Source organism: Paenibacillus sp. E194 (assembly GCF_000935845.1).
GTDB lineage: Bacteria > Bacillota > Bacilli > Paenibacillales > Paenibacillaceae > Paenibacillus_B > Paenibacillus_B alvei_B.
This window is the reverse complement of the sequence record NZ_JMDX01000194.1, coordinates 1-10930: the sequence shown is the minus strand read 5'-3', so window position 1 is coordinate 10930 and position 10930 is coordinate 1. Positions and strand designations below refer to the sequence as shown.

The 10930-nt window shown below is 47.6% G+C and carries 13 protein-coding genes; all 13 read right to left on the bottom strand.

Annotation, left to right across the window (positions count from 1 at the left end; translation table 11 throughout):
• Nucleotides 1-40 precede the first annotated feature (40 nt).
• Nucleotides 41-1795 (bottom strand): glycosyl hydrolase family 18 protein, encoded by a 1755-nt coding sequence (locus tag AZ66_RS21710; protein ID WP_044356741.1) that lies wholly within the window; start codon nucleotides 1793-1795, stop codon nucleotides 41-43.
• Nucleotides 1796-1913: 118 nt separating this feature from the next.
• The gene (gene perR, locus AZ66_RS21705; RefSeq protein ID WP_021261561.1) at nucleotides 1914-2354 is read right to left on the bottom strand and encodes a peroxide-responsive transcriptional repressor PerR; all 441 of its coding nucleotides are present in this window, start codon (nucleotides 2352-2354) and stop codon (nucleotides 1914-1916) included.
• Between the two features lie 146 nt (nucleotides 2355-2500).
• Nucleotides 2501-3697: a DUF4097 family beta strand repeat-containing protein gene (locus AZ66_RS21700; protein ID WP_044356740.1), complete on the bottom strand. Its 1197-nt coding sequence runs from the start codon at nucleotides 3695-3697 to the stop codon at nucleotides 2501-2503.
• A gap of 26 nt (nucleotides 3698-3723) precedes the next feature.
• A complete protein-coding gene (locus tag AZ66_RS33405) occupies nucleotides 3724-3855 on the bottom strand; it encodes a hypothetical protein (RefSeq protein ID WP_269433121.1) in 132 nt (43 codons plus the stop codon).
• A 56-nt stretch (nucleotides 3856-3911) separates the two neighbouring features.
• Nucleotides 3912-4397, bottom strand: a complete 486-nt coding sequence (locus AZ66_RS21695; RefSeq protein ID WP_231586986.1) for a DUF6677 family protein — start codon at nucleotides 4395-4397, stop codon at nucleotides 3912-3914.
• A gap of 12 nt (nucleotides 4398-4409) precedes the next feature.
• Nucleotides 4410-5000 (bottom strand): RNA polymerase sigma factor, encoded by a 591-nt coding sequence (locus tag AZ66_RS21690; RefSeq protein ID WP_021255268.1) that lies wholly within the window; start codon nucleotides 4998-5000, stop codon nucleotides 4410-4412.
• A gap of 158 nt (nucleotides 5001-5158) precedes the next feature.
• The gene (locus tag AZ66_RS21685) at nucleotides 5159-5890 is read right to left on the bottom strand and encodes an MgtC/SapB family protein (protein WP_021261564.1); all 732 of its coding nucleotides are present in this window, start codon (nucleotides 5888-5890) and stop codon (nucleotides 5159-5161) included.
• A gap of 6 nt (nucleotides 5891-5896) precedes the next feature.
• Complete coding sequence (locus tag AZ66_RS21680; RefSeq protein WP_021261565.1) at nucleotides 5897-6349, bottom strand: GNAT family N-acetyltransferase; 453 nt, start codon at nucleotides 6347-6349, stop codon at nucleotides 5897-5899.
• Between the two features lie 172 nt (nucleotides 6350-6521).
• The gene (gene gatB / locus AZ66_RS21675) at nucleotides 6522-7964 is read right to left on the bottom strand and encodes an Asp-tRNA(Asn)/Glu-tRNA(Gln) amidotransferase subunit GatB (RefSeq protein ID WP_021261566.1); all 1443 of its coding nucleotides are present in this window, start codon (nucleotides 7962-7964) and stop codon (nucleotides 6522-6524) included.
• A gap of 17 nt (nucleotides 7965-7981) precedes the next feature.
• Nucleotides 7982-9424 (bottom strand): Asp-tRNA(Asn)/Glu-tRNA(Gln) amidotransferase subunit GatA, encoded by a 1443-nt coding sequence (gene gatA / locus AZ66_RS21670; RefSeq protein WP_156160041.1) that lies wholly within the window; start codon nucleotides 9422-9424, stop codon nucleotides 7982-7984.
• Nucleotides 9425-9463: 39 nt separating this feature from the next.
• Nucleotides 9464-9751, bottom strand: coding sequence for an Asp-tRNA(Asn)/Glu-tRNA(Gln) amidotransferase subunit GatC (gene gatC, locus AZ66_RS21665; RefSeq protein WP_021261568.1), 288 nt, complete (start codon nucleotides 9749-9751; stop codon nucleotides 9464-9466).
• 149 nt (nucleotides 9752-9900) lie between these two features.
• The gene (locus AZ66_RS21660) at nucleotides 9901-10281 is read right to left on the bottom strand and encodes a hypothetical protein (RefSeq protein ID WP_021255274.1); all 381 of its coding nucleotides are present in this window, start codon (nucleotides 10279-10281) and stop codon (nucleotides 9901-9903) included.
• A gap of 159 nt (nucleotides 10282-10440) precedes the next feature.
• Nucleotides 10441-10930, bottom strand: a 490-nt coding sequence (locus AZ66_RS21655) for a M24 family metallopeptidase (RefSeq protein ID WP_044356735.1), incomplete at its 5' end; no start/stop codon positions are given.

Genomic DNA, 10930 nt, shown 5'->3' with positions numbered 1-10930 from the left:
TTTCTTATTTCTAACTTATAAAAGTAGTATCATTGCGTGATTAAGAGTTTCGATATCGAAGCACGTTCCATATGCCTTCATTGGCGAAGCTTCGGGCCCATACAGCAACTCCGCCGAGCTTAAGACGTTCTGCCATTTGAATGCGAGATTGAATCGATTGTTTGTCCTCGATCCATATTTTCTGAGTTGCGCCTTCCTCCTCATATTCGACATAGTGCTGACCTGCAGCCTCCGAATAAACAGGCTTCAACTTACGATCCTGAATCAAATCTTGTACTTTCTGCATGCCAACAGCCTTAGAGGATACTTTCACCTCTCCACCTTCTGTTGTCTCTGTCCATATCCTTGTGTATAGCGGCATTCCAAGCACGAGCTTATGTGGAGGCACATTATCCTCTTCCATAATTCGCTTCATAGCATTCTCTGTCCATGGCAAGGATGCAACAGAACCAGCAGTCGGGCTCGTCGCCCAATGTTCATCGTAAGCCATAACCATCATGAAATCGACAGAACGCGCCAGCTGTTCCCGATCCAAAAATTGCGACCATCTACCGCTCCCAGACTTCGCCGTTACATCAATCGATACAACAAGCCCCTTCGCATGTAGACGAGGAGTAAGTTCTCTTACAAACTGCGTTAAATTATCGCGGTCTTCGACATTTACGTTCTCATAGTCAATATTAATGCCGTCAACGTTGTATTTCTCTGCGAGCTTAACCAATTGTTCTATCGTTCGGTTACGTTTGTCGAAGGTTGCAAGCGAAGCTGTAGTTCGGTCTGGATCAAAGCTGTTGCTGTACAGCGCCCATACCTGCTTCCCATTCTGATGCGCCCATTGCATAAGACGCGGATCTGCCTTCTCATCTACATTCCCCTCGTTATCAGCCAAGCTGAACCACGTTGGGCTTATGACATTCGTCCCCGGCATCGCGGGCAGCTTGGTTGGATCCGGATTACGCGAGTACACAGCTTCCCAAGCCAAGCTTACTGGTCGCTTCTCTTTTACAAACGTAGGAACAGGCGCTGGTGAGATTGAAGGAACTGCTACACTTCCCTTACGCTGAATCTCGTCTTTAGCAACATAACCGACATTGCCGCCTTCCGCCTCAATCCGGAGCCAGTCTCCCTCTTCACCCCAGACCGTGACTTGCGTTCCACTTGTAAGCTCCTCTAAGGAGGGAGCTTGATTACTAGCATTTTCACGCAAGGCTATTTTGGTATCACCCTTTTGCTGAATGACGATCCCCTGTTGAAGAGTCTGACCTGGTGTGCTTAGTTGAACTGCACCATTCGAAGTGTACTGCTTCGCACGCAAGCCGTATACTTCCTTCAACGCAGTCATTGGAACATAAATGTCGCCGCCAATTTGTTCAGCAGCTGCTGACCACTGTTTAGCTTGACCATTCAAGCTTCCCGTTGAGTGTCCAAGTGCAACTGAAGCAACATCCTTAGAACTTGTCATAATGACGGTTTCGGAACTATTCTCATACACAATAGAGAGCTTATCAGACAATGCCTGAACAGGTATGAGCAATTCCTCACCTTTGCCCTTCGTCCCATATCCCATCCAAGCACCGTCCCAGATCAAGGGCTGTTCTACCCGAGACATCTGGGAGTCTGCCTCATGCTGACCAGGTAACCAACCCCTGATACCATCCCATCCTTTCCATACACTCGCTGCCAGGATGGCGAGTCCAATCAGAATAAAGAGACATCCTCCTCCCTTCCTCTTTTTACGGTTCTTTCCGCCAGTTCGATAATGCGGAGCACCTCTCCCCATTCCATTGCTTCTCATATAGTCAACTCCTACTTCTTCAGACTGCATCATTGGATTCGATAAAATAAAAAAGCGCGCAAGCATGAACTGCCGCGCGCATTTACATTTCTGCATTGTATTGAATATCGACCATCACCTATTGCTCCTTAGTCGATTCCACACAGGATTGACATACACCATACACTTCCATTCGATGTCCGCGTACGATAAAACCAGTAGCCTCTGCAGCCGATTTCTCCACCGATTCCATTAATTCAGGAATAGCGTAATCAACGATCTTGCCGCATCGCTCGCAAATGGCATGATAGTGATCTGTTACATTGGCATCAAATCGACTAGAACTGTCCCCATATGTCAACTCATGAACGAGCCCCGCTTCAATAAACAACTTCAAGTTGTTATATACGGTAGCAACGCTCATGCTCGGAAAATCCGGCTCGAGTGCTCGATATATTTCATCTGCTGTCGGATGATTCATCGCATCCATCAAATAAGCCAATATCGCATGTCTCTGTGGCGTGATGCGTACTCCGGACATTTTCAGATGTCCCAATGCATGTTGAACCCGCGTTTTCATCTTGTCCACCGCCTTCTACGCTCACATTAGTTCTATACGGGTTATCCCAACAAATCGTAGATTGTAACGATTCTCAGAAAATAATCTCTATATGTCCATTGTACGTGGAAGTTTTTTGTTTTGTCAATCCTTAATACGTCGCGCTGTTACCGTTTTCGTATGCTAATGTCACCATTTGTGTCCAAATGGACTTGATACGTAGCATTTCCTATTGTACCCTCTACTTTATTCTTTACGACATGGAAGGGAAAATCCGAATCTATATCGATGTCTCCAAAACGATTCATCGCTTGCAATGTAACATCCGCCCACTCGGATATGCCAATGGTCGTATCGCCCGCCATGTTCTGCAATTTCCAGTTGCCGCCGATGTTCTCTGACTCAACAAGCATGTCTCCACTCAAGGTCTCTGCTTGGACTGCACCAGCCGATTCATGAATGTCGATATCTCCTGATTTCGTATCCGCCATCGTCTTCCCACTGATGTCGTACATCGTAATATCCCCTCGCATGGTAGATACTTTGGCATCACCGCGAATATTTTGCACAAAGAGATTACCATTCAGTGTCTCTCCCTGTACTGGGGCTTCAATATTAAGCAGCTTAATATCACCATTGTTGCTCTTCGCCACTGCTTCGGCTTTCATATCATGGATCGCGATATCCCCATTATTCGTCATCACATCCGTCTTCCATATAACATGAGTCGGAATGGTGATGATCATATCAATGCGGATTGGCCGATTCCCTACTGCAAATTTCGAACCGTTCGCAGTAATCGACAACGTATGTTCGTTAGGCTTATTCTCGATGGATGCTCCAGACTGGTTGGACAGCGATTGTGCGTGCTCTCTATCCACTCCGCTTACAATTGCACTTAGCTCAACATCCATATTCTCTACATTCCCAGTCTGTATCCGAATCTCCCCATTGTCATTACGAACAATGAGCTTCGAAATATCCCCTGATATCGAGTGTTCCAGCTTCGGCAGCCGGATAGATATCCCGTCCTCACCAGTCATCTCCTTCATCATGGAGAAGTCGAATTGAATGCTCCGCACCCAATCCCGGAACAGGGAAGGCTGAGAAATCATGAAGACGGAGACTGCAATAAAAACAGAAACGAACATGCCTAAAAAATCTAAGCGCAGACGGCGAGTATCCCCTCGCTTGCTGTGGTACACGCCAGTCCAAATATATTCGATCCCCCAAATAATAAATACTAAGGGCCACCATATTAATAATAATCGCAATGTATGATATCCAAACAACTGATCGCTGAGCAGCATGATTCCGACAACGACAAGCAGCAGCGAAGCAGTAATTCTCCCTACCTTAACCACTGAAGACCATCTCCTTCGGTTGTCCATCAGCGTCTCTTATTCGATTCCTTCACAAGCAAAAAGATACCGCCACCAATAAGAAGAGCTGCTCCCGCGTAGGATCCCGCATACGTAAAGAACCAACGAAGCCACGCTGGATCTACGGTTAATAGCAGCATAACTATTCCCCCGAACAGAAGAAAGAGCCCTAAGAGCGGCCCTTGTCTGGTCGGCTCTATGCCACCAAACATCGCTTGATGATTGACACGTTCCGTACATTGCAAGGCATCAAACAAATTAAAAAGTAAATCACCGGCATCATTAATCCTAACAATACGACTAGCGGTACATTCACTTTGGCATCTATTGCTGTGAAATACACGATAGCTACGATATCTAAGGCCAGCATCATCATAATAAGCAGCCCGCGCTGCATTAACCCTAAGTAGAAATGACCTGCTCCAGGGAAAATAAAGGACAAGAACAAAGAAAGAAACTTGCTCTTCTTCTGCGGCATTGCTCCATACATCGGAGGCGGTGGTATAGGCGCTCCTGGGCCATATCCTTGATGATCCTCATGAGCATGAGACATGCGTTCTCTCCGCGCTAATTGTTCCAGACGCTTACGCAAAAACTGTTCATCCTGCTCCTTATTAGCAGACTGCTCACGGAATCCTTGATTGTGAGGTTCATGTAATTGATCGTCTTTTCTATCAGCCAAGTCCTTCCCTCCTTACATAGCTCCTAATCCGGCATGTTCCTGCCACGCTCGCTTAAACAGCATCTTAGCGCGGTATAATCTAGTTTCAACCGTTCTAACTGGCATCTTAAGCATCTGCGCAATTTCTGCGTATGTTCGCTGGCGCATGTGGTACAACTCCATGACCATACGATATTTCTCTGGCAATGCCCGAAGTGCTTGGTGGACCTCTTCACATTTTTCCTTTTTCATCACGCGTTCTTCTGGCATATCAGCAACATCATGAAGTTGAAAGGATGCAATATGGTGCGGCTCAAGCCGTTCTACCCGGCCTTCTTTCCGTTTTTTGCGCAATATATCAATCATCTGGTTCTTCGTTAGCCGATACAGCCATGTCGTAAATTTCGAGTCGCCCCGAAATGAATGAATATGGCGATACGCCTTCACGAAAACCTCTTGGGCGATATCTTCCGCCAAATAACGATCTTGTACCGTCTGACAAATACACGTTATCACAAATGGACGGTGTCTTTCCACTAAAATACGCATTGCTTCCTCGTTACCTTGCTGCACTTGACTGACGATCAGTTCATCCGAAAATTGAGTTGTCTTACGATACACCATAGTCTCTTCCCTTCTCTACCCAGCAAAATTCATTGTGCGAATTCGCTCTACCGTACGTATTAAGCTTATATTCATTGTACGTTGGATACAGAAATGAAAGAAACCTTCCTGAGTCTAGGAAGGTTTCACCGACTTTAGTCTAGGATCGCTTTGGACTCTTACTCTAATGTAACAGTGCGAACCCCTTGCACTCGCTCGAGTTGCTCCACAAATACGAACATATCGAACTGTTTGGGGACGCCAAGAACGAGCTGCAATTCTGCTCGCTTCTCCACCATTGGATCGCCAGTTTGATTCAACAAGCGCTGGAACATCATCTTCTTGACGGTAACATCATGGGTTTCCATAAAGACATGGAGCTCATGAAGAAATTCAGAAGTAGAATCTGCATCTAATGTTAAAACACGTGTGCGCTTGCCACCGAAGTAACGCTGTTCTACCTTGTTGAATCCGAACAAAATGACGATGACCAGGATAGTCGTCACTACAGCTGCATATTGGAACCCAGCACCTACTGCCAGTCCAATCGCCGCAACGACCCATAAAGAGGCTGCTGTCGTAAGTCCTGCAATTGATTTGCCCGTAAAAATAATTGTTCCTGCGCCAAGAAAACCAATGCCTGTAATTACTGCTGTAGCGAGACGAGCAGGATCCACACGAACATTTCCTTCGTACACGAAGCTGGAGAAACCATAAATGGACAACAGCATAATAAGTGCCGAACCAACGCAAACTAATATATGTGTTCGCAGCCCCGCTGGGTGATTCGCTTGTTCCCGCTCCAATCCAATCAATCCGCCAAGCAGCATCGCAAGCAGCAATCTAAGCGTTAATGAAAAATCATCAATTACCCACGGACTTGTTGCAGGTATCTCCGCGAGCAATTCCATATCCGACTACCTCCTTCTTTCCAGGTGACGCAGCCATATGCCCGGCGCAATCTCCTCGTCGCGCACAAATCGAAAGCCTTCACGTTCATACAATGTCAGCGCAGGAAGATTGCGAACTCCCGTTGCAATACGGTGGGTATGAACATCCTGCATATTAAGCACATGGCCCAACAAACTAGCACCGATCCCTCTCCGAAAATAATCCGGCCGAACCATCAATCTGCAAATCTCCATAATTACAGGCCCTGTCATTTCGATGGATACCGCTCCAGCCAACTGATTCTTATCCCACCAGCCATAGAATGTTTCTATGGTATTTTGCAGATCCTCTACTGTTTCCATCAGAGGGGGTATCTTGTCAAAGCCAATCATGTCCGCCTCAATCCGGTATGCCGCCTGTTGTAGGTTCCAGAGTTGATCCAATGTTGCAACATCATTCATATTCAACTGACGTATCATGTCTATCACTACCCTTTCGGAATAACAGAGTATACGAATACATGAAAATAACTTGAATCTACACGAAAAGCGGAGATTCACTCCGCTTCCATGCTTGGCTCCAGCGTTCAGATATGTTACCCATCCGTCCTACGGAGCCCTATTCGGTTCTTCATTTGATCTATAGCTTACATTACAGCTCGCTCAAGCACTGAACAAGCAATTCGTTCACAAGACCCGGGTTGGCCTTACCCTTCGTCTCCTTCATCACTTGCCCCACGAGGAATCCAATCGCCTTCTGCTTGCCCGCACGGTAATCTTCAACCGATTGTGGGTTGTTTGCGATTACTTGCTCAACAACAGACTTAATTGCGCCCTCATCGCTAATTTGGACAAGCCCTTTTTCTTCAACGATAGCTTGTGGAGCCTTACCTGTCTCCAGCATTTCCTTAAAGACAGTCTTGGCGATTTTCGTGCTGATCGTACCCTTCTCAATCAAGCCGATCATTTCGCCCAAGCCTTGGCCTGTAACTTTTGAAGCGTCCGCTTCAAGACCATTCGCGTTCAAGTATCCAAGCAAGTCGCCCATAATCCAGTTGGCCACAGATTTCGCGTCCTGCGTATATTGGAGGCTCTCCTCGAACAAGTCAGCCAGCTTCTTCGAAGCCGTAATGACTTCTGCATCGTAGCTTGTTAAGCCATATTCGCTCGTATAACGTGCCTTGCGCGCATCCGGCAACTCCGGAATCGACGCCCGCACACGCTCTCTCCACTCCTCATCGATAATAAGCGTGACCAAATCAGGATCTGGGAAGTAGCGATAATCGTGGGCCTCTTCCTTGCTGCGCATCGTGAGCGTACGCCCTTGCGCTTCATCCCAGCGGCGAGTTTCCTGAACAACCTTACCGCCGTCATCCAGGATGTCAGCTTGGCGCTCCTCTTCATATTCAAGACCACGTTGAACGCCGCGGAAGGAGTTCATATTTTTCAATTCTGCCCTCGTACCCAATTCTTTCTGGCCAATCGGGCGCAAGCTGATGTTCGCATCACAGCGAAGGGAGCCTTCCTCCATCTTCACATCGGATACGTCGCAGTATTGCATAATTGCCTTCAGCTTTTCCAAATAAGCCTTCGCTTCTTCGGGTGAATGAAGCTCCGGTTCAGATACGATCTCAACGAGAGGCGTACCTACGCGATTGAAATCAACGAGCGAAGCATAGCCGCCGTCTACGTGCGTCAGCTTGCCTGCATCTTCTTCCAAGTGCAGACGGTTAACACCGATCCGCTTCGTTTCCCCGTTCACTTCGATATCAATCCAGCCATTCTGACCGATCGGCTGATCGTATTGCGAGATTTGGTAGGCTTTTGGAGAGTCCGGATAGAAATAGTTCTTCCGGTCGAACTTGCTGATCGGTGCAATCTCGCAGTTCAGTGCCATAGCAGCCTTCATTGCATATTCCACCGCTTGGTGGTTCAATACCGGCAAAGCGCCGGGATGCCCTAAGCAAATCGGGCAAGTATGCGTATTAGGCGGTGCTCCGAATTCGGTAGAGCAACCGCAAAAGATTTTCGAGTTGGTGTGCAGCTCAACGTGCACTTCCAAGCCAATGACCGTTTCATATTTCGTACTTGGCATGTCGTAAGCCTCCTCAATTACAACTGCGGACGCAGCTTATGGAACTCCGTGCGTTGTTCGAACGCATGGGCTGCACGAAGCACAGTCGCTTCGTCGAACGCCTTGCCAATCAACTGCAAGCCAACCGGCAGTCCATCCGCCAAACCACATGGTACGCTAATTGCTGGAACGCCAGCCAAGCTGACCGGAATCGTCAATATATCATTCAAGTACATCGCTAATGGATCATTAATTTGCTCGCCGATACGGAACGCCGTTGTCGGTGCTGTAGGCCCGAGCAAAATATCGAACTTGTTAAACGCTTCGTCAAAGTCACGCTTAATCAAAGTACGGACTTTCTGCGCCTTCAAGTAATAGGCATCATAGTAGCCGGAGCTTAGTGCATAAGTACCGAGCATAATGCGGCGCTTCACTTCTTGTCCAAAGCCTTCACTGCGGGAACGATGATACAGATCCAGCAAATTGTCAGGGTTGTCCGCACGCACTCCGTAGCGAACTCCATCGAAGCGCGCCAAGTTGGACGAAGCTTCCGAGGAAGCAAGCAGGTAGTAGGTCGCTACTGCATATTCGGTATGCGGCATCGATACTTCTTCCCAAGTTGCACCCATATCCTCGAATACTTTCAAGGCAGCGAGCACAGCTTCCTTCACCCTCGGATCGACACCTTGTCCAATATATTCAGAAGGCACGCCAATACGCAGACCAGCCACATCACCTGTCAGCTGTGCCGCATAGTCTGGGATTTCGACCTTCGCCGAAGTTGAATCCATCTTGTCATAGCTAGCGATCGCTTGGAGCACAAGAGCTGCGTCTTCTACATTTCTCGTAATTGGGCCGATTTGATCCAAAGAAGATGCGAAGGCAACCAAGCCGAAGCGAGATACGAGACCATATGTCGGCTTCAAACCAACAACGCCGCAATAGGATGCTGGCTGTCGGATCGAACCGCCTGTATCAGAGCCAAGAGCAAATGTAACTTGTCCCGCCGCTACAGAAGCCGCGGAGCCACCACTGGAACCACCTGGCACTCGCTCCAAATCCCAAGGGTTACGTGTCGTCCGATAAGCTGAATTCTCATTGGAACCACCCATTGCGAATTCGTCCATGTTCAGCTTACCAATTGTAATGGCACCCGCTTCCTTCAACTTACGGGATACTGTACCGTCATATACAGGCACGAAATTATCAAGGAATTTACTTGCACATGTTGTACGAATTCCTTCCGTTACGATGTTGTCCTTAACCCCTGCAGGGATACCAGCCAATAAGCCAATCTGTTCTCCTGCCGAGATGCGCTTGTCGATTGCGGCTGCCTCGTTACGGGCACCCTCTTCATTCATAGTAAGAAATGCTTGCACTTGCTCATCCGTGCTGGCAATGCGTCGGAATGACGCGTCCACCAATTCAGAGACGGAGAGCTTGCGCTCTTGTATTGCTTGTCTTGCTTCCGTTAATGACATCTCAAGTGGTGTCAATGCGGGCATCCTCCCTTATTCGCTTTATTCCAGAACGGCCGGTACTTTGAACTGACCCTCTTCTTCTTCCGGTGCGTTAGCCATTACCTTCTCTATCGGCAGTGAAGGACGCGCTTCATCCTCACGCATCACGTTCCGTATAGGTAGAACATGAGTCGTTGGCGTGACGTCATCGGTATTCAATTCATTTAATTTTTCTGCATATTTTAGAATCGCGTTCAGCTGTTCCGTGTAACGCTCTTTCTCTTCATTGCTCAAGTCGAGTCTTGCCAACTTAGCAACGTGCTCGACGTCTTGTACGTGAATGCTCATCGGCAGCCTGTTCCTCCTTGCGCCATCAAGGCCAAATTCATCCCCTTATTATAGCTTAGAAGCGGAATCAACTCAACGCGTCATTCTGATAAAGTAATGGATGCAAAAAAACACCGAAGCACCGGAATGACCGGTGATCGGCGTCTTCTTTAAATCCAAGCTCTTAAATTCACTTGGCGAATGAACTCTTCTTGTGACATTGCCCCGTCCTGTTCGCTCTCTTCGCTATCAGGCTCTGCGTCTGCGTTCATAATTCGACGGAATAATGATTCATTATGGGTCGCCAGTGCATAATCGATAAGTGCTTCCCGTTCGATGCGGTCCGCTTCCTGCTGCAGCAACCGTTCCTCTTGATCGACATCGGATGCTGGCACGAAAAAGTTGCGGTTTGCTCTCGGAACTCGGATGACATAGTCGAATGCGTTGTCTGCATTGCGGTCATAGGCAATAATATAGCCGTATTCCCCGATAGGCAAATGTTGTTCGAAACGGTCGGCAACAATGACTACTTTCTCTCCCAAAGGCAGCATTGTCCATGCCTCCCATCCGTTAGATGTATTCTATATGGTACTAGAATTTATGGTTCCTGTAAATGTATACGTACGAGTATCGCAATTGGTCACAAAAAGAAGCCTCTCTATACTGCATACGATAAAAGCTGTACATCCGACTCTAGCTATTGTCAATGTTCACAAAGAAATGATTCGCAATCCTTCCTCCGCAGTTGTTAGCTTCTCATATCCATCTGCAGTAATCAGGTATGTATTTTCTATACCTACGACACCGCGTCCCGGGAAAGTGAATTTAGGTTCGATAGCAATAACCATTCCCTCCTGCAGCGGCTGCTTGAACCCGCGGGCCAATACAGGCCATTCATCAATTTCCATCCCAATTCCGTGTCCAAGAAACTTGACTTGATCCTCACCATATCCCATAAAATGCTCCTGCAATCCATACGATTTCGCCATACCAACCGCGTCTTCGTACAGCGTCTCGCATACCGTTCCTGGCTTCAAGTGATCCTCTGTTGCACGCAATATCGCTTCCGAAGCATCATAAGCACGCTGAAGCTCATCGTCCAGTTCCCCAATAACAAGGGTTCGGGTCTGATCAATAACATATCCATCGATGCAGCAGCCGAAATCGATCAGAATAGGTTCATTCACTTCAATCGACCTT

Bases quoted from the DNA above. Each gene is read 5' to 3' on its own strand.
- AZ66_RS21710 (WP_044356741.1), bottom strand. From the start codon at position 1,795: ATGAGAAGCAATGGAATGGGGAGAGGTGCTCCGCATTATCGAACTGGC.
- perR (WP_021261561.1), bottom strand. From the start codon at position 2,354: ATGAAAACGCGGGTTCAACATGCATTGGGACATCTGAAAATGTCCGGA.
- AZ66_RS33405 (WP_269433121.1), bottom strand. From the start codon at position 3,855: ATGCTGCTATTAACCGTAGATCCAGCGTGGCTTCGTTGGTTCTTTACG.
- AZ66_RS21690 (WP_021255268.1), bottom strand. From the start codon at position 5,000: ATGGTGTATCGTAAGACAACTCAATTTTCGGATGAACTGATCGTCAGT.
- AZ66_RS21685 (WP_021261564.1), bottom strand. From the start codon at position 5,890: ATGGAATTGCTCGCGGAGATACCTGCAACAAGTCCGTGGGTAATTGAT.
- AZ66_RS21680 (WP_021261565.1), bottom strand. From the start codon at position 6,349: ATGATACGTCAGTTGAATATGAATGATGTTGCAACATTGGATCAACTC.
- gatB (WP_021261566.1), bottom strand. From the start codon at position 7,964: ATGCCAAGTACGAAATATGAAACGGTCATTGGCTTGGAAGTGCACGTT.
- gatA (WP_156160041.1), bottom strand. From the start codon at position 9,424: ATGTCATTAACGGAAGCAAGACAAGCAATACAAGAGCGCAAGCTCTCC.
- gatC (WP_021261568.1), bottom strand. From the start codon at position 9,751: ATGAGCATTCACGTACAAGACGTCGAGCACGTTGCTAAGTTGGCAAGA.
- AZ66_RS21660 (WP_021255274.1), bottom strand. From the start codon at position 10,281: ATGCTGCCTTTGGGAGAGAAAGTAGTCATTGTTGCCGACCGTTTCGAA.